At 74.4% G+C, this 21,170-nt stretch carries 17 protein-coding genes and 2 pseudogenes; 17 read left to right on the top strand and 2 right to left on the bottom strand.

Features of this window, described 5'->3' with window-relative positions; translation table 11 throughout:
- Positions 1 to 24 precede the first annotated feature (24 nt).
- The 6 genes from fusA to IE308_RS05750 all read left to right on the top strand — a co-directional run bounded on the left by fusA (position 25) and on the right by IE308_RS05750 (position 8,940).
- A complete protein-coding gene (gene fusA, locus IE308_RS05775) occupies positions 25 to 2,100 on the top strand; it encodes an elongation factor G (protein WP_190216845.1) in 2,076 nt (691 codons plus the stop codon).
- Positions 2,101 to 2,323: 223 nt separating this feature from the next.
- Positions 2,324 to 3,640 (top strand): ABC transporter substrate-binding protein, encoded by a 1,317-nt coding sequence (locus IE308_RS05770; RefSeq protein WP_190216844.1) that lies wholly within the window; start codon positions 2,324 to 2,326, stop codon positions 3,638 to 3,640.
- A 5-nt stretch (positions 3,641 to 3,645) separates the two neighbouring features.
- A complete protein-coding gene (locus IE308_RS05765; RefSeq protein ID WP_110637264.1) occupies positions 3,646 to 4,638 on the top strand; it encodes a carbohydrate ABC transporter permease in 993 nt (330 codons plus the stop codon).
- A gap of 31 nt (positions 4,639 to 4,669) precedes the next feature.
- Positions 4,670 to 5,509, top strand: a complete 840-nt coding sequence (locus IE308_RS05760) for a carbohydrate ABC transporter permease (protein WP_110637262.1) — start codon at positions 4,670 to 4,672, stop codon at positions 5,507 to 5,509.
- A gap of 29 nt (positions 5,510 to 5,538) precedes the next feature.
- Complete coding sequence (locus tag IE308_RS05755; RefSeq protein ID WP_190216843.1) at positions 5,539 to 6,897, top strand: GH1 family beta-glucosidase; 1,359 nt, start codon at positions 5,539 to 5,541, stop codon at positions 6,895 to 6,897.
- A 144-nt stretch (positions 6,898 to 7,041) separates the two neighbouring features.
- On the top strand, positions 7,042 to 8,940 hold the full coding sequence (locus IE308_RS05750) for a discoidin domain-containing protein (RefSeq protein WP_190216842.1): 1,899 nt from the start codon (positions 7,042 to 7,044) through the stop codon (positions 8,938 to 8,940).
- 21 nt (positions 8,941 to 8,961) lie between these two features.
- Here the strand turns inward: IE308_RS05750 and IE308_RS05745 are convergent, their stop codons facing one another.
- Positions 8,962 to 9,291 carry a deoxyxylulose-5-phosphate synthase gene (locus tag IE308_RS05745; RefSeq protein ID WP_190216841.1) on the bottom strand — a complete coding sequence of 110 codons (330 nt, stop codon included), beginning with the start codon at positions 9,289 to 9,291 and terminating at the stop codon, positions 8,962 to 8,964.
- Between the two features lie 163 nt (positions 9,292 to 9,454).
- On the opposite strand from IE308_RS05745, the gene IE308_RS05740 reads away from it, so the two are divergent.
- The 6 genes and pseudogenes from IE308_RS05740 to IE308_RS05715 all read left to right on the top strand — a co-directional run.
- Positions 9,455 to 9,853 (top strand): hypothetical protein, encoded by a 399-nt coding sequence (locus tag IE308_RS05740; protein ID WP_110637266.1) that lies wholly within the window; start codon positions 9,455 to 9,457, stop codon positions 9,851 to 9,853.
- A 31-nt stretch (positions 9,854 to 9,884) separates the two neighbouring features.
- Positions 9,885 to 10,997: an ADP-ribosylglycohydrolase family protein gene (locus IE308_RS05735; protein ID WP_229908712.1), complete on the top strand. Its 1,113-nt coding sequence runs from the start codon at positions 9,885 to 9,887 to the stop codon at positions 10,995 to 10,997.
- A gap of 113 nt (positions 10,998 to 11,110) precedes the next feature.
- Complete coding sequence (locus tag IE308_RS05730; protein WP_190216840.1) at positions 11,111 to 11,662, top strand: GNAT family N-acetyltransferase; 552 nt, start codon at positions 11,111 to 11,113, stop codon at positions 11,660 to 11,662.
- On the top strand, positions 11,659 to 13,164 hold the full coding sequence (locus tag IE308_RS05725; RefSeq protein WP_190216839.1) for an ABC transporter substrate-binding protein: 1,506 nt from the start codon (positions 11,659 to 11,661) through the stop codon (positions 13,162 to 13,164). Before IE308_RS05730 ends, IE308_RS05725 begins: the two co-directional genes overlap by 4 nt.
- A 3-nt stretch (positions 13,165 to 13,167) precedes the next feature.
- Complete coding sequence (locus IE308_RS05720) at positions 13,168 to 14,922, top strand: ABC transporter permease subunit (protein WP_190216838.1); 1,755 nt, start codon at positions 13,168 to 13,170, stop codon at positions 14,920 to 14,922.
- 44 nt (positions 14,923 to 14,966) lie between these two features.
- Positions 14,967 to 15,189, top strand: a pseudogene (locus IE308_RS05715) (MFS transporter); the annotation flags it as partial.
- A gap of 30 nt (positions 15,190 to 15,219) precedes the next feature.
- Here IE308_RS05715 and IE308_RS05710 read toward each other — a convergent pair.
- Complete coding sequence (locus tag IE308_RS05710) at positions 15,220 to 15,993, bottom strand: CDP-alcohol phosphatidyltransferase family protein (RefSeq protein ID WP_190216837.1); 774 nt, start codon at positions 15,991 to 15,993, stop codon at positions 15,220 to 15,222.
- A gap of 107 nt (positions 15,994 to 16,100) precedes the next feature.
- Here IE308_RS05710 and IE308_RS05705 point away from each other — a divergent pair, with 107 nt between their 5' ends.
- The 5 genes and pseudogenes from IE308_RS05705 to IE308_RS36785 form a co-directional block, all read left to right on the top strand.
- Complete coding sequence (locus IE308_RS05705; protein ID WP_190216836.1) at positions 16,101 to 17,093, top strand: zinc-dependent alcohol dehydrogenase; 993 nt, start codon at positions 16,101 to 16,103, stop codon at positions 17,091 to 17,093.
- A gap of 113 nt (positions 17,094 to 17,206) precedes the next feature.
- Entirely contained in the window at positions 17,207 to 17,605 is a 399-nt protein-coding gene (locus IE308_RS05700) for a 6-pyruvoyl trahydropterin synthase family protein (RefSeq protein WP_110633104.1), read from the top strand.
- Complete coding sequence (locus tag IE308_RS05695; RefSeq protein WP_190216835.1) at positions 17,578 to 18,786, top strand: glycosyltransferase family 4 protein; 1,209 nt, start codon at positions 17,578 to 17,580, stop codon at positions 18,784 to 18,786. The genes IE308_RS05700 and IE308_RS05695 overlap by 28 nt, the downstream gene beginning before the upstream one ends.
- Entirely contained in the window at positions 18,783 to 19,793 is a 1,011-nt protein-coding gene (locus tag IE308_RS05690) for a class I SAM-dependent methyltransferase (RefSeq protein ID WP_190216834.1), read from the top strand. Before IE308_RS05695 ends, IE308_RS05690 begins: the two co-directional genes overlap by 4 nt.
- Positions 19,790 to 21,163, top strand: a pseudogene (locus tag IE308_RS36785) (lysylphosphatidylglycerol synthase transmembrane domain-containing protein); the annotation flags it as partial. The gene IE308_RS05690 and the pseudogene IE308_RS36785, both read left to right, overlap by 4 nt.
- Between the last annotated feature and the right edge of the window lie 7 nt (positions 21,164 to 21,170).

Here is a 21,170-nt window from a genome sequence, read left to right as displayed (position 1 = left end):
GCACCACACGAAAGGCCAAGGGCCGTGCGCACCACCAACACCTTCGACCGTACCGTCGCCCACCCGCTCGCCGCCGTTCGCAACCTGGGCATCCTGGCCCACGTCGACGCCGGCAAGACCACCGTCACCGAGCGGATCCTGTATGCCACCGGCACCACGCACAAGCGCGGCGAGGTCCACGACGGCACCACCGTCACCGACTTCGACCCGCAGGAGCGGGACCGCGGCATCACCATCTTCGCCGCGGCCGTCAGCTGCGCCTGGGACGGGCACCGCATCAACCTGATCGACACCCCCGGGCACGTCGACTTCGCCGACGAGGTGGAGCGTTCGCTGCGCGTCCTGGACGGCGCCGTCGCCGTGTTCGACGCCGTGGCGGGCGTCGAGCCGCAGAGCGAGGCGGTGTGGCGGCAGGCCGACCGGCACGGGGTGCCCAGGATCGCCTTCGTCAACAAGCTGGACCGGGCCGGAGCCGACCTGGACGCGGCCGTCGCCTCCCTCCGGGAGCGGCTGCACCCGGCCCCGCTGGTCGTGCAGCTGCCCATCGGCGCGGAGGACGCCTTCACCGGGGTCGTCGACCTGCTGGAGATGCGGGCGCTGACCTGGGCCGACGGGCAGGACGGCATGAGCGTGGGACCGGTGCCGCAGGAGCTGCGCGCGGAGGCCGGGCGGCGCCGGCGGCTGCTGGAGGAGCAGGTGGCCGAGCTGCACGCGGGCGCGCTGGAGGAGTTCTGCGCGACCTCGCGGCTGTCCGTGCCGACCCTGCGCGGCGCCCTGCGCGACCTGACCGGCAGCGGTGAGGGTGTCGTCGTGCTGTGCGGCTCGGCCTACCGCAACCGCGGGGTCGAGCCGCTGCTGGACGCGGTGGTGGCCTGGCTGCCGTCGCCGGCCGACCGGCCGCCGGTCGACGGTATGCACGACGGTGTGGTCCAGCGCAGGCCCGCCGACCCGGCGGCGCCGCTGGCCGCCCTGGCGTTCAAGGTGCAGGCCACGCCGACCGGACGCCTGACCTACCTGCGGATCTACTCCGGAACGATCGAGAAGGGAGACACCGTGTGGGACGCGGGCGCCCGCCGCACCGAGCGCGTCGGCCGGATCCTGCGTGTGCGGGCCGACCGGCACGCGCCGCTGGAGCGAGCCGTCGCCGGTGACATCGTCGCCGTCGTCGGGCTGAAGGCCGCGCGCGCCGGGTCGACCCTGTGCGCGCCGGACGCGCCGCTCGTCCTGGAACCGCCGAACGTCGCCGAACCGGTCGTGTCCGTCGCGGTCGAGGCGCGCCGCGCCACCGACACCGAACGGCTCGCCGGGGCGCTCGCCCGGCTGGCGGAGGAGGACCCCTCACTGGTCTTGCGCACCGATGCGGAGACCGGGCAGACGGTCCTGTCCGGCCGGGGCGAACTGCACCTGGAGGTCGCGGCGGAGAAGCTGCGGCGCGACCACGGTCTGGAGGTGAACGTCGGCCGCCCGCAGGTCAGTTACCGGGAGACGGTGGCGCGCGGGGTGACGGGCTTCGTCCACCGGCACGTCAAACAGGACGGCGGCGCGGGCCAGTTCGCGCACATCGTCCTCGACGTCGAGCCCCTGGACGCCGGGTCCGGCTTCGTGTTCCGCTCGGCCGTCACCGGCGGCCGGGTGCCGCAGGAGTACGTCCGCGCGGTCGAGGCCGGCTGCCGGGACGCGCTCGCCGAGGGCCCGCTCGGCGGGCACCGGGTGACCGGGCTGCGGGTGACGCTCACCGACGGGTCCACGCATGTGAAGGACTCCTCCGAGCAGGCCTTCCGCACCGCCGGCCGGTTCGGCCTGCGCGAGGCCCTGCGCGCCTGCGCGATGGTCCTGCTGGAGCCGGTCGCCGAGGTCGCCGTCACGGTGCCCGAGGACGCGCTCGGCAGCGTCCTCGGCGACCTCGCGGCCCGCCGCGGCCGCGTCACCGGCTCCACGTCCCGGGCGGGCACCGCGACGGTCACGGCGACCGTGCCGCTCGCCGAGCTGTTCGGGTACGCGACCCGGCTGCGCAGCCGTACCCAGGGCCGCGGCACGTTCACGGCCCGCCCGGCCGGCCACGCCCCGGCACCCGCCGCGACGGCCACCGCGACCCGGTGACCGACGGCCGGCACCGCCGGTCCGCCCGAAGGAGGCCTCTCCCGTCGACACGGGGGAGGCCTCCCCGGCCGTCCAGGGCGGCTCCCCGCATTCAAGAAGTGAACGTCGCCCCCGCCAGGTTCGAATAGTGATGTCCCGACCCCTTGACGTCCCCCTCGCCGCCGGATTAACTCACGTCCTAAATTAAGCCATGAGTGCAACCCCTGAAGGGACACCGGGAGCCATGCGCAGCATCCGAGCCGCGGCCACAGGCGCCGTCACCCTGTCTCTCGTCCTGGCCGCGTCGGCCTGCGGAGGCGGTTCGTCGACGGGTGGCGGGTCCAACGACTCGCCCAAGACGCTCACCTACTGGGCCTCCAACCAGGGCGCCAGTATCGAGATCGACAAGAAGGTCCTCCAGCCCGAACTCGACAAGTTCGAGAAGCAGACCGGCATCGAGGTGAAGCTGGAGGTCGTCCCCTGGTCGGACCTGCTGAACCGGATCCTCACCGCCACCACCTCCGGCCAGGGCCCGGACGTGCTGAACATCGGCAACACCTGGTCGGCCTCCCTCCAGGCGACCGGCGCGCTGCTGCCCTGGGACGCGCAGAACTTCTCCAAGATCGGCGGCAAGGACCGCTTCGTCGACTCCGCGCTCGGCTCCACCGGTGTCCCCGGCCAGGACCCGGCCGCCGTACCGCTGTACTCGATGGCGTACGCCCTCTACTACAACAAGCAGATCTTCGCCGACGCCGGTATCGCCAAGCCCCCGGCCACCTGGGCCGAGCTGGTCGCCGACGGCAAGAAGATCCAGGCCAAGGGCAAGCAGGTGCTCGGCGCCGAGGGCGCCAACGTCTCCGAGAACATCCACCACATCTTCGTCTTCGCCAAGCAGCACGGTGCCGACTTCTTCACCGCCGACGGCAAGCCCGACTTCACCAACCCCAAGGTCGTGGACGCCGTCAAGCAGTACGTCGACCTGATGGCCAAGGACAAGGCCATACCGGCCGGCAACGCCGAGTACGCGCAGAACCAGTCCGTCAGCGACTTCGCCAAGGGCAAGACGGCGATGCTGCTGTGGCAGTCCGCCTCCGCCAACCTCAAGTCGCAGGGCATGAGCGAGGACGCCTACGGCATCGCCCCCGTGCCCGTGCAGTCCGGCACCCCCGGCACCGGCACCCAGGTCAACTCGATGGTCGCCGGCATCAACCTGGCCGTGTTCAAGAACACCGACAACCTCGACGGCGCCGCCAAGTTCGTGAAGTTCATGACCAGCGACGAGGAGCAGAAGATCCTCAACAAGGCGTACAGCTCCATCCCGCCGGTGAAGACCGCCCAGGCCGACGCCGCGTTCACCGCCCCCGCCAACGCCGTCCTGAAGGACACCCTCGCCCGCAGCGCGGCCGCCCTGCCCCAGGTGCCCGACGAGTCGCAGTTCGAGACGGCGGTCGGCACGGCCGTCAAGGAGCTGTTCGCCGACGCCGCCGCCGGCCGCGCGGTCACCACGGAGTCGGTGAAGGCGAAGCTGGAGAAGGCCCAGCAGCAGATGCCGGCGAAGTGAGCACGATGACCACCACCGCCGCCGAACCCGCGGTGCGCAAGAACTCGCCCGGTGCGGCGCCTTCCGGCACTCCCCGCCGCCGCACCGGGCGGATCCGCCGCATCGGACTGCCGTACCTTCTTCTGCTGCCCGCCCTGGTGCTCGAACTCCTCGTGCACCTGGTGCCGATGGTCATCGGCATCGTGATGAGCTTCAAGCAGCTCACCCAGTTCTACATCCGCGACTGGGGCACCGCGCCCTGGTCCGGCCTCGACAACTACAAGGTGTCGGTCGACTTCGACGCCCCCGTCGGCGAGGCCCTGCTGCACTCCTTCCTCGTCACCGTCGGCTTCACCCTGCTCTCGGTCGGCCTGTGCTGGCTGATCGGCACCGCCGCGGCCGTCTTCATGCAGGACACCTTCCGCGGCCGGGGCCTGCTCAGGACGCTGTTCCTGGTGCCGTACGCGCTGCCGGTGTACACCGCCGTCATCACCTGGGTGTTCATGTTCCAGCACGACAACGGCCTGGTGAACCACGTCCTGCACGACCAGCTGCACCTCACCGACGAGCCGTCGTTCTGGCTGATCGGCGACAACAGCTTCTGGGCGCTGCTGACCGTGTCGGTGTGGAAGGGCTGGCCGTTCGCCTTCCTCATTGTCATGGCCGGCCTGCAGAACATCCCGGGCGAGCTGTACGAGGCCGCCGCGCTGGACGGCGCCGGGATGTGGCAGCAGATCCGCCGCATCACCCTGCCGTCGCTGCGCCCGGTCAACCAGGTGCTGGTCCTGGTGCTGTTCCTGTGGACGTTCAACGACTTCAACACGCCGTACGTGATGTTCGGCAAGGCGGCCCCGCAGGCCGCCGACCTGATCTCGGTCCACATCTACCAGGCGTCGTTCGTCACCTGGAACTTCGGCACCGGCTCGGCGATGTCCGTCCTGCTGCTGCTCTTCCTGCTCCTCGTGACCGGCGTCTACCTCGCCGTCACCTCGCGCGGACGGAGGACCGCCGATGCCTGATCCGTCCCTGGCCGTGCGGCGCAGCTCGCCGCTGGCGCCGCCCCGTTCCTTCCTGTGGGCCCGGCGGGTCTTCCTCACCCTGCTCACCGGTTTCGTCCTGCTGCCGGTGTACGTCATGGTGTCCAGCTCGCTGAAGCCCCTCGCGGACGTCTCGGGCACCTTCCGCTGGCTGCCCAGCGGTCTGACGATCCGCCCGTACATCGACATCTGGTCGACGGTCCCGCTCGCCAAGTACTTCGTGAACTCCCTGATCGTGGCGGGCGCGGCGACGGTCTGCTCGGTGGTGATCGCGGTGTTCGCCGCGTACGCCGTCAGCCGCTACGACTTCCGCGGCAAGCGCGTCTTCACGGTCACCGTGCTGTCGACGCAGATGTTCCCGGGCATCCTCTTCCTGCTGCCCCTCTTCCTCCTCTACGTCAACATCGGCAACGCCACCGGCATCGCCCTGTTCGGCTCGCGCGGCGGGCTGATCCTGACGTATCTGACCTTCTCGCTGCCGTTCTCGATCTGGATGCTGATCGGCTACTTCGACTCCGTGCCGCGCGATCTGGACGAGGCGGCGCTGGTCGACGGCTGCGGCCCGCTCGGCGCCCTGTTCCGGGTCGTCGTCCCGGCGGCGGTCCCCGGCATCGTCGCCGTCGCCGTGTACGCCTTCATGACCGCGTGGGGCGAGGTGCTCTTCGCCTCCGTCATGACCAACGACACCACCCGCACGCTCGCCGTGGGCCTGCAGGGCTACTCCACCCTCAACGACGTGTACTGGAACCAGATCATGGCCGCCTCGCTCGTGGTCAGCGTCCCCGTGGTGGCCGGCTTCCTGCTGCTCCAGCGCTATCTCGTCGCCGGGCTGACGGCCGGAGCCGTCAAGTGACCCCCTCCCCGCCTGCCGAAAGGACCTCTGTGACCATCGACTTCGCCGCACTCCCGCACGACTTCCTGTGGGGCACGGCCACATCGGCGTACCAGATCGAGGGTGCCGTGGCGGAGGACGGCCGTTCCCCGTCGATCTGGGACACCTTCTCCCACACCCCGGGGAAGATCGACGGCGACGACCACGGCGACGTCGCCTGCGACCACTACCACCGCTGGCGCGAGGACATCGCCCTGATGCGGCAGCTCGGCACCGACGCCTACCGGCTGTCGATCGCCTGGCCGCGGGTCGTGCCGGGCGGCGACGGCCCGGTCAACCGCAAGGGCCTGGACTTCTACGACGAGTTGATCGACGGCCTGCTGGAGGCGGGCATCACCCCGTCCGTCACCCTCTACCACTGGGACCTGCCGCAGGTCCTCCAGGACCGCGGCGGCTGGCCGGAGCGGGCGACCGCCGAGCACTTCGCCGCGTACGCCGCCGTGGTGGCCGAGCGGCTCGGCGACCGCGTCACCCACTGGGCCACCCTCAACGAGCCGCTCTGCTCGGCGTGGATCGGCCACCTGGAAGGGAAGATGGCGCCCGGCCTGACCGACCTCACGGCCGCCGTCCGGGCCTCGTACCACCTGCTCCTCGGCCACGGCCTGGCCACCCAGGCGATCCGTGCCGCCGCGCCCGGCGCCCAGGTCGGCATCGTCAACAACCTCTCCACCGTGCACCCGGCCACCCCCCGCCCCGAGGACGTCGCCGCCGCCCGCCGCATGGACGGCCACACCAACCGCTGGTGGCTCGACCCGGTGCACGGCCGCGGCTTCCCCGAGGACATGCGCGAGCTGTACGGCGTCGACCTCCCGGAGAAGGACGGCGACCTGGAGCTGATCGCGGCGCCGCTGGACTGGCTGGGCCTGAACTACTACTTCCCGATGACCGTCGCCGACGACCCCGCCGGTCCCGCCCCGCACGTGCGCTCCGTGCGCCGCCCGGGCGTGCCGCGCACCGGCATGGACTGGGAGGTCGACGCGACTGGCATCGAGGACCTGCTGATGCGCCTCACCCACGAGTACCGGGCGCGCCGCATCTACGTCACCGAGAACGGCTCGTCCTACCCGGACGTCGTCCGCCCGGACGGCACGGTCGACGACCCCGAGCGCCAGGAGTACCTGACCCAGCACCTGGCCGCCTGCGCCCGCGCCGCCCGCCGGGGCGCCCCGCTGGCCGGCTACTTCGCCTGGTCGCTGCTGGACAACTTCGAGTGGGCGTACGGCTACGACAAGCGGTTCGGCCTGGTCCACGTCGACTACCGCACCCAGAAGCGCACCATCAAGGGCAGCGGCCACCACTATGCGGAGATCATCCGTGCCCACCGGGACAGGACGGCACGGGCCGCCTGAGACCGCGGAGCCGTGGTGGACGCCGGTGCGGGAGCCGGCGCCCACCGCGGCGAGGGCCGCCCCCCAGGCCCGCACACCCCCCTTTTTCTGTCATGAACGCGTCACCCGTTGTTCCTCACCGCACCCCACACGGAGGAGAGCCGCATGACCGTCCGCACCCCCCGCACGCGCCGTACCCCACGCGTGCTCCTGACCGCCCTGGCCGCCCTCGCCCTGCTCGCCGCGGGCCCGGCCCTGACCGCACCGGCCGCCGCCGCGCCCACCGCCGCCGCGGCCGGCTGGGACACCGACCGCGCGGCCGCCGCCTACGCCGTGAACCCCGCCGCCGTCACCGCCTCCGGCAGCGAGAACGGCGGCACCGCGCCCGGCCTCGCCTTCGACGGCAACGGCTCCACCCGCTGGTCCAGCAACTTCGCCGACGACGCCTGGATCCGCCTCGACCTCGGATCGACGATCCGCGTCGACCGGGTGGTGCTCGACTGGGAGGCCGCCTACGGCAAGCGCTACGCCCTGGAGATCTCGAAGAACGGCACGGACTGGACGCCGTTCTTCACCGAGACCGACGGCAAGGGCGGCACGGTGACCGCCCACACCTACCCCCAGGAGGTGACCGGCCGCTACCTCCGCCTGCGGGGCATCCAGCGCGCCACCCCGTACGGCTACTCGCTGTGGTCCTTCCGCGTCTACGGCGGCGAACCGGCCCCGGCCGCCACGACCCGCGCCAACCTCGCCCTGAACCACCCCGCCTACTCGAACTTCTACCAGCACGCGGGCAACTCACCGGCGTTCGTCACCGACGGCGGCTGGCCGGCCGACCTCAAGGCCGACGCCACCCGCTGGTCCAGCGACTGGAACGCGGACCGCTGGGTCGCGGTCGACCTGGGCGCGACGTCGACGATCGACACGGTCGACCTGTACTGGGAGGCGGCCTACGCCGTCGACTACCAGCTCCAGGTCTCCGACGACAACCGCACCTGGCGCACGGTGTACCAGCCCTCGGCGTCCGACGTCGCCGCCCGCCGCGCCAACGTCAAGTCCCCGGCGGAGGCGACCGGCCTGCACGACACCATCCGCCTGCCCCAGCCGGCGACCGGCCGTTACGTCCGCATGCTCGGCAAGGAACGCCGCTCCTTCTACAACCCCGCCCCCGCCACGGCCCAGTTCGGCTACTCCCTCTACGAGTTCCAGGTCTGGGGCACCGGCGGCAGCGCCTCGGCCGCCTACCCGGCCCTCCCCGGCGAGCAGCAGGGCACCTACCAGACCACGTTCTTCGACGACTTCACCTCGGCCGGGCTCGACCGCTCCAAGTGGCGGGTGGTGCGCACCGGCACCGAGATGGGCCCGGTCAACGGCGAGTCACAGGCGTACGTCGACTCCCCGCAGAACATCCGCACCGAGAACGGCAGCCTGGTCCTGCGCGCCAGGTACTGCAAGGGCTGCACCCAGGCGGGCGGCACCACCTACGACTTCACCTCCGGCCGCATCGACACCCACACCAGGTTCGACTTCTCCTACGGCCGGGTCAGCGCCCGTATGAAGCTCCCGGTGGGCGACGGCTACTGGCCCGCCTTCTGGCTGCTCGGCAGCAACGTCGACGACCCGTCGGTGTCCTGGCCGGCCTCCGGCGAGACCGACATCATGGAGAACATCGGCTACGCCGACTGGACGAGCAGCGCCCTGCACGGCCCCGGCTACTCCGCCGACGGCAACATCGGCGCCCGCCAGACCTACCCGAACGGCGGCCGCGCCGACCAGTGGCACACGTACGCCGTGGAGTGGACCCCGACGGCGATGCGGTTCTACGTCGACGACCGCCTCGTGCAGGAGACCACCCGCAACGTCCTGGAGTCGACGCGCGGCCAGTGGGTCTACGACCACAACCAGTACGTGATCCTCAACCTGGCCCTCGGCGGCGCCTACCCGGCCGGCTGGAACAAGGTCACCACTCCCTACTGGGGCCTGCCTCAGTCCAGCGTGGACCGGATCGCGGCCGGGGGAGTGCAGGCGGAGGTGGACTGGGTGCGGGTGGAGCAGAAGCGGTAGACGTGCCTGCCCGGCCAGGGCTCAGGGCACCTCGGGGCGGGTGAGCGCCCGGGCGACCGGCTCACCCGTCCGCCGGGCGTACGCCATCCGCTCGCGCACCTCCCGCAGGGTGCGCGGGCGGTATCCGGGGCCGCCGCAGCAGCTCTTGTGGAAGCGGACGCCGGCGTGCAGCAGCACGGACAGCACCCGCCAGCCCTCGGTGTCCCGCCGGGGCGGCGCCGCGAACGCCGACCCGACGTGCACCAACTCCCGCGCACAGCGCGGACACCGGCGCGCCCAGGCCCCGGCGTACGGCTGCTTGAAGGAGGCCCGGCAGGGCAGGCAGACGAACGAGGTCTTGGCGGGAGGCATGCGGACAAGGCTAGGTCACCCCGCCCGCGAGCGGTGAGGTGGCGTACGCGAAAATGTGTACGCACGGGTGGCGCGCGCCTGGCAAGATGGGCCGCCGCACTGTGCGTTGCGGCGCCGTGCGGCGCACGTCCTGGTCGAAGTGGTCCTGATCAAGGGGGAAACCGTGGCGGACTGGATCTACATCCTCAACCCCCTCAGGGACGTGCTGGACCAGGAACCCTGCGACAAGGAGAAGATCCTCGGCCTGGCGGAGGAGGACCCGGAGGCGGAGTTCTGGCTCAGCCGGCGCAACCGCATGGTGCCCGGCGACCGCGTGTGGTTCTTCTTCACCAGCCCCGACGCGGCGGTCGCGGCCGTGGGCGAGGTCGACGAGGAACCCCGGCTGGACTCCGAGGCCGGCGACGGCTCGTACCTCGTCCCCGTGACGCTGCTGACCGAGGCGACGAAGGCGCTGTACCGCGCCCCGGTGGGCCGTGACGAACTCGGCCTGGGCCAGGTGCGTTCGGTGCAGAAGGTGAAGCCGGCGGCGCTGCCCCTGCTGCTGGAGCGGGCCGGTCTCTGACCGTCCGTCCGCCGGTCGGTAGGGTGCCCCCGTGCCGCACGCCAAGGACCACCAGCGCAACCTCGTCACCAGGCAGTCCCGGGTCCGGGGGATGATGCTGGGCCTGGCCCTGGGGGAGACCCTCGGAGCGGCCCGGGGCACCGTGCCCGACGCCGGCCCGCTGCGGGCGGGCGTCGCCACCCAGCTCGCCTGCTTCACGGCCGAGGGCGTCATCCGCGCGCAGGTCCGCGGCAACCACAAGGGCATCTGCTACGCGCCCGGCGTGGTCCTGCACGCGTACTCGCGGTGGGCCTACCTCCAGGGCATCGCGGCGGAGAAGATGCTCGCCCGCTGGCAGTCGCCCGGCGACCGGCCCTGGCCGGACGGCTGGCTCGCGGGCGTCCCCGCCCTGGCCGAGCGGCGCGGCAGCGCCCCGGCGACCGTGGCGGCCCTGTCCCGCATCGACGAGGGCGAGAAGGCGATGGCCACCCCCAGCCGGGGCGCCCACGCGCTGACCCGCAGCCTCCCCGTCGCCGTCACCGGCGTCGAAGGCGTCGCCCTGGTCGACGCGCTCGCCGGCCTCACCCACGGCGACCCGGCCGCGCGCGCCGCCGCCGTCCACGCGGCCCTGCTGACCCGCCACTGCCTGAACCACCCGCTCCCGGACCGCACCCCCTACGCCCCCTTCGACGGGATCCTCGGGGAAGCCCTCGACGCCGGCCTCACCGCCCTGCCGTCGGAAGCGCGCAATCTGTCCGAGGAGGAGCACGACCGGCTGAGGGCGGCCTTCCGCGAGGCGGCCGAGGCCCCGGCCGACCCGGCCCGCCTGGCCCGTCTCGCCCCGGACGCCACCGCGCCCTCGGCCCTGCTCGGCGGGATCTACGCGGCGGCGTCCTTCCCCCGCCCCGCCGACCTGCGGGCGGCCCTCGCCTTCGCGGCCACCGCCCCGGCGGGCGACTCGGTCGCCTGCGTGACCGGCGCCCTCCTCGGCGCCACCCACGGCGTCGAGGCACTCCCCACGGACCTGGTCGCCCGCCACGAACTGGCCTGGGTCCTCGACACCCTGGCCCGCGACCTGGTCCTGGAACTCGACGACTCCCCGAGCGGCAGCGAGTACGTCCAGGGCTGGGACCCGCACTGGTGGAACCGGTATCCGGGCTGGTGAACGCCCAAGGCCCAGGGGGTGTCCCGCCCGTCGCGGGCAGGTGTTGAAAATGAATGTCATGTGGCAGAGTGCCCGTCGTGATCACTCCGACGCTTCTTGCATATGATGTGCAAGTGCTTGACTTCCGCATCAGGCCCGCACGGCCCGAAGACCTCGACGCCGCCCGCGCCGTCATGCTCGACACCGTCTACCGCGACTTCGGCACCGGCTACGTGCCCCGGTGGCACGGCGACATCGTCGATCCGGCCGCCGCGTATCTGACGCCCGACCGGCACGCCCTGCTCGTCGCGGTCACCCCCGACGGCGAGGTCGCCGCCACCGGCGCCCTCGACTCCCGCGGCCCCGCACACCCGCCCAACCCTCGCCGGCTCGCCGAGCGGTACCCCTCCGGGACCACCGCGCAGTTGCGGCGCGTCTACGTCCGGCCCGAGCACCGCAGGCGCGGGCTCGCCCGGCGGATCGTGCGGGACCTGGTCGCCTTCGCCGCAGCCGACGGGGGATACCGGGCCGTCTATCTGCACACCGATCCGGCCGTGCCGGGGGCCGAGGCCTTCTGGCGGTCGCTCGGCCGCGTCGTGCTCGACGAGCGTGCCGAGGGGCACGGGCAGCGGACCGTGCACTTCGAGGTGCCGATGACCGTGACCGCCGAGGCGGTGAGCCGGTGAACGCCGCTTCGCCGTCCCGTCGGCTGCGGCTGCTGACGGTCCTCCTCCTCATACCCGGCCTGGCCGGCTGCTTCGCCGACTCCGGGAGCGGGGACGGCCCTTCGCGGTCCGGCGGCTCCCGGCTGCGCGTCGCCCTCGCCTTCCCGCCCGCCGAGAACCTCTCGCCCTACGGCGCCGACGCCACCCTGCTGAGCCGGCTCGGCGTGACCGAAGGGCTGACCGCGCTCGACGCCAACGGCGCCGCCGCGCCCGCGCTCGCCTCCTCCTGGCAGCGGGAGGACGACCGCACCTGGCGGTTCACCCTGCGCGAGGCCACCTTCCAGGACGGCACCCCGCTCACCCCGGCCGCCGTCGTCAACGCCCTCACCCGCGCCGGGAAGGCCCAGCCGGCGCCCGCAGCGCTCTCCGGCGTCAGCCTCGCCGTGCGCGCCCGCGGCGCCGACGCCGTGGAGGTCTCCACGCGGGCTCCCGACCCGATCCTTCCCCTGCGGCTGTCCAGCCCCAGCCTCGCCGTGTTCTCCCCGAAGGCCTACGACCGCCAGGGCCGCGTCGACCCCGCCGGCACCGCCACCGGGCCCTTCGTCCTCACCAAGGTCACCGGCGCCACCGCCGCCACCCTCGACCGCCACGACGACTACTGGGGCGGACGCGCCCAGGCCGCCGGCATCGACGCCCGCTTCGTCGCCGACGGCACCGCCCGCGCCAACGCCCTGCGCACCGGCGACGTCGACATCGCCGAGGCGGTCCCCGTCTCCCAGGCCGCCGCCCTCCCCAAGGGCACCCTGCGGGAGACCGCCACCACCCGCACCACCAGCCTGCTGCTCAACAGCGAGGCCGGACCCTTCCGGGACGCCGGGCTGCGGGCCGCCGCGCGTGCCGCCGTCGACACCGACGCCCTCGCCCGGGGCGTCTACGAGGGACACGCCGACCCCGGCTCGGGGATCTACGGACCCGCCGTCACCTGGGCCGCCGGCAAGCGCACCCCGCCGGTCGGGCGGGCGCGGGCCGCACGGCCCGACGGGGTCTCCGTCTCCCTCGCCACCTACGACAACCGCCCCGAACTGCCCGAGGCCGCCCAGGTGCTGAAGCAGCAGCTGGAGAAGGCCGGGTTCGGGGTCCGGCTCGTCGTGCGCGAGTACTCACGGCTGGAGAGCGACGCCCTCGCCGGGAAGTTCGACGCGTTCGTGCTCGCCCGGAACAGCCTCGTCGACACCGGGGACCCCGTCGCCGTCCTCGCCAGTGACCACACCTGCCACGGCGGCTACAACATCGCCCAGGTGTGCGACCCCGGCATCGACCGGGCCGTCGCCCGCGCCGAGGCCACCGCCGACACCGGAAAGCGGCAGGAGGCGGCACTGGCCGCCGAGGCGGCGATCCTCGGCACGGACACCGTCGTACCGCTGGTCCACCAGCGCGTCCTCACCGGCGTCGCGACCGGCGTGCGGGGCGTGCTCCTCGACCCCTACGAGCGCACCCTGATCGACACCGGAACCCGCCGCTGACCCATGAAGAGCAGTCCCGTCACGGCCCTGTGGCGCCTCACGCTCGCGGCCGGCCTCGTCTGCGGCATCGGCCTGCTGCCCTGGCTCGCCCGCACCGACCCCGCGCTCACCGTGCTCAAGGCGCGGTCCGCCGACCGCGACCCGACGCCCGAGGTGCTCGCCGCCGTCCGCGGACAACTGGGCCTCGACCAGGGGCCGTTGCCCCTGCTCGGGCGCTGGCTGGCGGGGCTGCCGCGCGGGGACGCCGGACGGTCGTGGGTGTCCGGCACCGAGGTCGCGCCGGAGGTGCTGCGCGCCCTCGGAGTGTCCCTGCTGGTCATGGCCGTCGCGCTCGCCGTCGCCGTCCTCACCGCCACTCTGGTGTGCGCCCGCACCCTGCGCACCGGACACCGCGGCCCGCGCGCCGGCACCGGCTCCGCCGTCCTCGCCGCACTGCCCGAGTTCCTCACCGCCTCCGTCCTCGCCACCGTCGTCGGCGTCCAGCTCGGCTGGCTGCCCGCACTCGGCTGGTACGGCCCCCGGTGGACGGTGCTGCCCGCGCTCGCCCTCGGCCTGCCCGCCGGGGCCGTCCTCGGCCGGCTCCTCGACGACCTGCTGCCCGGCGCGTTCGCCGAACCCTGGGCGCGGGCCGCCGCCGCCCGCGGACTGCCGCACCGGCGCATCGCCCGCCAGACCCTGCGCCGCTGCCTGCCCGCACTGCTGCCCAACGCCGGCCTGTTCGTCGTCGGCCTGACCGGCGGCGCCGTCACCGTCGAGCAGGTCTACGACATCCCCGGCCTCGGCCGCACCACCCTCCAGGCCGCCCTCGCCCAGGACCTGCCCGTCCTCCAGGCGGGCACCCTCGCCCTGCTGCTCCTCGCGGCCGCCACCACGGCCGCCGCCCACCTCGCCGCCCGCCTGCTCACCGGACCCGCCCCGCGCGACGGCGCCCTGTCCACCCTGCACCGGCCCGCGCCGCCCGCCCGCAGCGCCCTGCCCCTTGCCCTGGCCGCCGTACTCGCCGCCGTCGTCGCGCTCGGCCTGCCCCGCGACCCGCTCGCCCTCGACACCACCACCCGGCTGCAACCCCCGTCCGCCCAGCACCCGTTCGGCACCGACGCGCTCGGCCGGGACCTGCTCGCCCGGATCGCCCACGGCGCCCTCGACACCCTGCTGCTCGCCTGCCTCCTCGGCGCCGCCGCCCTCGTCACCGGCGTGCTGCTCGGGCTGGTGCCCCGGCTGTCCGCACCGGTCGCCGACACCGTCAACGCCGTACCGCCCGTCCTCGTCGCCCTCCTCGTCACCGCCGTCACCGGGGGCGACGGTGCCACGCCCGCGCTCGCCGTGGCCGTCGTCGCCTGGGCGCCCCTCGCCGCGCACACCTCGGCCCTCCTGCGCCAGGAACGCGCCACCCTCCACCTGACCGCCACCCGCGCCCTCGGCGCCGGACGCTGGTGGATCCTCACCCGCGAACTGCTCCCGGCGGTCCTGCCCTCGGTCACCCGGCACGCCCTGCTCCGCCTCCCCGGCACCGCCCTCGCGCTCGCCTCCCTCGGCTTCCTCGGCCTCGGCGCCCAGCCGCCGTCCCCCGAATGGGGTCTGCTCCTCGCCGAGAACCAGCCCTACGCCGAACGCGCCCCCTGGGCCGTCCTCGCGCCCGCCGCCGTCCTCGCCCTGCTCGGCGCCCTGGCGGTCGGCGCGGCGGGCGGGGTGCGCGTGCCCCGCCCCCGGGCGCGGGAAAGGACCGTGCCGGCCCGTGAGGTGGCGACCACGCCATGAGGCCGACCGGCTCACCTGCTCACCGCGGGGCGGCTGCTCATCGCGCCCGCGCCTGGGTACCCGACCTCGCCGAGCCGGGGCGGCTCGGCCTGTACACCGGGCGCGCTGTCCTCCGTGTCGGGACTGATCGTCCTCGTGGGCAGCGCGGCCACCGGCGCCCTCCTCGACAGCGGGCTGCCGCCCGCCGTGCCCTGGCTGGTCCTGGCCGCCGTACCGCTGTCGGCGGTGCGGCTCCTGCCGAGGCGGTCCGCGGTGGGCGTCGGCTGAACCCGGCGGACCGCGCGGGAGCCGGCCGGCTCAGCCGGCGGCCAGGACCGGCTCCTGCTCCTCGCGCTCGCGGGGGAGCGGCTCCTCCACAGTCCGCCCGGTCAGCCACAGCCACCGCACATCCCGGCCGAACGACCACACCAGCAGGCCCAGCGCCAGCAGCACCACCCCGGCGTTGACCGCACGCGGCAGCAGGTCCGCGCCCGCGAGCAGGAGCAGGACGCCCTGCAGCGCGGCGACCGTCTTGCGGGCGGTGCTCGGCGGGAGCGGGGCGTTCAGCCACGGCCAGCAGCGGGCCGCGGCGACGAAGCCGTACCGCATGCCGCCGATCAGCAGCACCCACGGGCCGAGGTCCATGGAGACGTACACGCTGAGCACCAGGATCAGGAACGCGTCGACCTCCATGTCGAAGCGGGCGCCCAGCGCGCTGGAGGTGCCCGTGCGGCGGGCCACCTTGCCGTCGACGCCGTCCAGCAGCAGCGCCACCGCCGTCAGACCGACCAGCAGCGTCACCGGCGGCGCGCTCTCGAAGGAGTCCGCGACCAGGGCCGTCACCCCGCCCACCAGGGTGGCGCGGCCGAGGGTGACCCGGTTGGCGGGGCCGAAGGAGTCGAGGCCGGAACGGTGCAGGGCGCGGGAGAGCGCCGCCCAGCCGGCCAGCGCGAAGGCCAGGCCGGTCAGCCAGCCCGCGACGCCCATGCCGATCGCCGTACCGAGCAGGCCCAGCAGTACCAGCTGTACGCCCGCTCCCAGAGCGGGCTCCTGCTGGACAGTCCTCGCTGGGTCAAGGTTGTTCAGGGCCACCGCACACCCTCCGGCCGAGTGACAGAGTCGATCAACGCCGCGTACTGTGCGCGGCCTGTGCACTTCTCGGTACGTGAACAACTTCCCGACCGTTCAGGAGGAGGCCGATGAACCGCACCGCACGCGCGTTCTGGCTCAGCTCGCCGGGCCGAGGCGAGATCCGTGAGACCGCCCTCGCCGGCCCCGCCGAGGGCGAGGCGGTGGTGCGCACCCTGTACTCCGGGGTGAGCCGCGGCACGGAGACGCTGGTGTTCCGCGGCGGCGTCCCCGCAAGCCAGCACGCCGTGATGCGCGCCCCCTTCCAGGAGGGCGACTTCCCCGCCCCGGTGAAGTACGGCTACCTCAACGTCGGCGTGGTCGAGGAGGGCCCCGACGACCTCCTCGGGCGGACCGTGTTCTGCCTGTACCCGCACCAGACGCGGTACGCCGTCCCCGTGAGCGCGCTGACCGTCGTACCGGAGCGGGTGCCCGCCGGACGGGCCGTGCTCGCCGGCACCGTGGAGACCGCCGTGAACGCCCTGTGGGACGCCCCGCCGCTGGTCGGGGACCGGATCGCGGTCGTCGGCGGCGGCATGATCGGCTGCTCGGTGGCCGCGCTCGCCACCCGCTTCCCCGGCGTCCGCGTCCAGCTCGTCGACCCCGACCCGGCCCGCGCGAAGACCGCGCAGGCCCTGGGCGTCGACTTCGCCGCCCCCGAGGACGCCCGCGGCGACTGCGACCTCGTCGTCCACGCCAGCGCCACCGAGGCCGGCCTCGCCCGCTCCCTGGAACTGCTGCGCACCGAGGGCACCGTCCTCGAACTGAGCTGGTACGGCGACCGGCGGGTGAGCGTCCCCCTCGGCGAGGCCTTCCACTCCCGGCGGCTGACCGTGCGCGGCAGCCAGGTCGGCACCGTCTCCCCGGCCCGGTCCGGCACCCGCTCCTACGGCGACCGCCTCGCCCTCGCCCTCGACCTGCTCGCCGACCCCGTGTTCGACGCGCTCGTCACAGGTGAATCCGGTTTCGAGGAACTGCCTGAAGTACTTCCGAGGCTCGCCTCGGGCGAACTGCCCGCCCTGTGCCACCGGATCCGCTACCAGGACCCCGGGAGCAGTGCCTGACCTGAGAAAAGAGTGAGGGGGAGCTGAACACGGGGAAGCGAAGAGCCGTACTACACGGCAGCCCCGGCCACCGCCGGCCGGGGTCCGACGCACCGCACCTGGAGGGTCGTCCGTTGTTCAGTGTCACCGTCCGCGATCACATCATGGTCGCCCACAGCTTCCGCGGCGAGGTCTTCGGGCCCGCGCAGCGACTGCACGGAGCGACGTTCCTGGTGGACGCCACGTTCCGGCGCGCGCAGCTGGACGACGACAACATCGTCGTCGACATCGGACTGGCCACCCGCGAACTCGGGGCCGTCGTCGGCGAGTTGAACTACCGCAACCTCGACAACGAGCCCGACTTCGCCGGAGTGAACACCTCCACGGAGTTCCTCGCCAAGGTCATCGCGGACCGCCTCGCCGAGCGCATCCACAAGGGCGCGCTGGGGGAGGGCGCCAAGGGCATCGCCCAGATCTCCGTCACGCTCCACGAGTCGCATGTCGCGTGGGCGAGTTACGAGCGTGCGGTGTGACCGGCGCGGTGGTGGCATCGCCCGCGCGGCTCGGCCACATCCCCGTGCAGCACTCGGCCCTCGCCCACGCGGAGATCGTCCCCATGGCCCTGCGGCAGGTGCACTTCGTCATGCCGGGCGGCGTCGCCGACCCGGCCGCGCCGAGCGGCGGCAACGCCTACGACCGCCGTATCTGCCTCGACCTGCCCGGCTTCGGCTGGCAGGTGCGGCAGCACCTGGTGGACGGCGCCTGGCCCCGCCCCGCCGAACCGGCGCGCCGCGAACTCGCCCGCGTGCTGCGCGAGCTGCCGGACGGGGCGGTCGTCCTGCTGGACGGGCTGGTCGCCTGCGGGGTGCCCGAGATCGTCGTCCCCGAGGCGGCGCGGCTGAGGCTCGCCGTCCTGGTCCATCTGCCGCTCGGCGACGAGACCGGGCTCGCGCCGCGGGTCGCGGCCGAACTGGACGCGCGGGAGCGGGAGGTGCTGCGGGCCGTGCCCGCGGTGATCGCGACCAGCGACTGGGCCGTCCGCCGCCTCGTCTCCCACCACGGCCTCGCCCCCGACCGGGTGCACGTCGCCGCCCCCGGCGCCGACATCGCCCCGCTCGCCCCCGGCACCGACGGCGTCTCCCGCCTGCTGTGCGTCGCCGCCGTCACCCCGCGCAAGGGCCAGCACCGGCTGGTGGAGGCGCTCGCCGCCGTCACCGACCTGCCGTGGAGCTGCGTGTGCGTCGGCGGGCTCACCCAGGACCCCGAGTACGTCGCCGACCTGCGCCGCCTCATCGCGTCGTACGGCCTCGAAGACCGCGTCCGCCTCGCCGGACCGCAGACCGGCGCCGCGCTCGACGCCAGCTGGGCCGCCGCCGACCTGATGGTCCTCGCGTCCTACGCCGAGACCTACGGCATGGCCGTCACCGAGGCCCTCGCCCGGGGCATTCCGGTGCTGGCGACCGACGTCGGCGGGGTGCCCGAGGCGGTCGGCCGCGCACCCGACGGCGGGGTGCCCGGCATCCTCGTCCCGCCGGAGGACCCGGCCGCGCTCGCCGCCGAGCTGCGCGGCTGGTTCGGCGAGGCGGACGTGCGCCGCCGGCTCAAGGCCGCCGCCCGCGCCCGCCGCGCGGCGCTCGCCGGCTGGGCCACCACCGCACGGAGCCTGGCCGCCGTTCTCGGCCGGCTCCCCGGCGAACCGAGGAGCGCGGCATGACGAAGTCGACGACGAGCGCCCAGGGGGCCGCGATGATCCCGTCCCAGCCGGGCCCGGGGCGGACGGCTTCCGCCGGGCAGGACGAGGACACGGTGATCCCGGGCGCCGGGCCCGCCCCCCGCCCGGGGGAGCGGCCCACCCTGCGGCTGCGGGACGGCGGGGCACAGCAGGAGGAGCCGCCGCGGTACGCGCCCGAGTGGCTGGAGCTGCGGGAGGCCGCCGACGCCTCCGCACGCGCCGGGGAGCTGCTGGATCCGCTGCGGATCCGGCTGGCCAACCTGCCCGGCCGCCCCGGCGGGCTGGTCGTGCACGACCTGGGCTGCGGCACCGGCTCGATGGGCCGCTGGCTCGCCCCGCGCCTGGACGGCCCCCAGCACTGGGTGCTGCACGACCGCGACCCCTACCTGCTGCACTTCGCCGCCGTCGCCTCCCCGCGCGCCGCCGCCGACGGCAGCCGCGTCACCGTCGAGACCCGGCGCGGCGACGTCGCCCGGCTCACCCCGGACGCGCTGACCGGTGCCGGCCTGGTCACGGCCTCCGCGCTGCTGGACGTCCTCACCCGCGAGGAGGTCGACACGCTCGCCGCGGCGTGCACGGGCGCCGGGTGCCCCGCCCTGCTCACCCTGTCGGTGGCCGGCCGGGTCGAGTTCACCCCGGCCGACCCGCTGGACGCGGAGCTCACCGCCGCCTTCAACGACCACCAGCGCCGCACCGGACTGCTCGGCCCCGACGCCGTCACCGCCGCCTGCGAGGCCTTCGCCGCGCACGGCGCGACCGTCCACGTCCGCCCCAGCCCCTGGCGGCTCGGCCCGGACGCGGCCGCGCTGACCGCGCAGTGGCTGCGCGGCTGGGTCGGCGCGGCCGTCGAACAACGCCCCGAACTCGCCGACCGCGCCCAGAAGTACCTGGCGGCCCGTCTGGCCGCCCTGGCCTCGGGCGAGTTGCGCGTCACGGTCCACCACAGCGACCTGCTCGCCCTGTCCCGCCCGAGGGGAGGCACAGCATGACGGCGGCCCCAGCCCCTGCTCCGGCGCGGACCGCCCAGCGGACTTCGTCGGAGGGTCCGGCCCCGGCGGCCGTGCCGGCCTCGCCGGACACGCCGGTCCCGGCGGTCCCGCCGGTCTGCCCAGAGGCGTCCGGGCCGGCGGTCCTGTCGGCCTCGTCCGAAGTGACGACACCGTCGGGTCGGCTGCCGGAGGAGGAGGCCCCGGCCGCCGAGTCGGCCTCGCCGGGCGGATTGGCCCCGGTGGTCGTGTCGGGCACGCGGGGTGGATTGGCCCCGGTGGTCGTGTCGGGCACGCCGGATGCAGTGGCCCCGGCGGCTATGCCGACTACGGCGGCCATGCCCACTCCGGCGGCCGAGTCGGCCTCGCCGGGCGGATTGGCCTCGCCGGTCGTGTCGGTCTCGCCGGACGCGTCGGCACAGGCGCTCCCGTCGGCCCGCCCAGAGGCGACCCACCCGGTGGGCCCGCCTGCCTCACCCGAAGTGACGGCCCTGTCGGACCAAATACCCGAGGAGGAGACCACGGCGCCCGCCGCCCCCCGCCCCTCCCGCTCCCTCCGCCGGCACCTCGGCACCCTCGCCGGGCTGCTCATCCTGGGGGTGCTGGTGTGGCGGCTGGGCACCGGCGCGTTCCTGGACGGGCTGCGGCGGATCGACCTGACCGCGCTGCTCGCGGCCGTCGCGCTCGGTGCCCTCACCACCGCCGCCAGCGCCTGGCGGTGGACGCTGGTCGCCCGGGCGCTGCGCATCCGGCTGCCGCTGGGCGCGGCCGTCGCCGACTACTACCGCGCCCTGTTCCTCAACGCGGCCCTGCCCGGCGGCGTCCTCGGCGACGTGCACCGGGCCGTGCGGCACGGGCGCAGCGCGGGCGACCTCGGCCGGGGCGTGCGGGCGGTGGTGCTGGAGCGCACGGCGGGGCAGCTCGCGCTGGCCGCCGTCGGCGCGGGCGTCCTGCTCGTCGTGGACTCCCCGGTGCGGGCCGACGTACGCCGCCTGGTGCCGCTCGCCGCCCTCGCCGCGGCCGGCGTGCTGGCCGTCGTACTCGCCCTGCGCCTGAGCCGTACGCCGGGCCGGGCCCCGCATCGCGCGGCCGAGCGCACCGCGTCCCCGCGGGCGCGGGCGCTGCGCGCGGCGCTCGCCGAGGCGCGGGAGGGGCTGCTGTCGCGGCGCAACGGACCCGGCGTCGCCGCCTCGTCCCTGGTCGTGCTGGCCGGGCACGTGGCGACCTTCTTCGTCGCGGCCCGTGTCGCCGGCAGCGGCGCCCCGTTCACCGCCCTGCTGCCGCTCGCGGTGCTCGCCCTGCTCGCCATGGGGCTGCCGCTCAACGTGGGCGGCTTCGGGCCCCGCGAGGGCGTCACCGCCTGGGCGTTCGGCGCGGCAG

This window comes from Streptomyces griseosporeus, from assembly GCF_014656055.1.
In the GTDB taxonomy this organism is placed as follows: domain Bacteria; phylum Actinomycetota; class Actinomycetes; order Streptomycetales; family Streptomycetaceae; genus Streptomyces; species Streptomyces griseosporeus.
The sequence above is the reverse complement of the archived record's forward strand: the minus strand, read 5'-3'. Positions and strand labels throughout refer to the sequence as shown.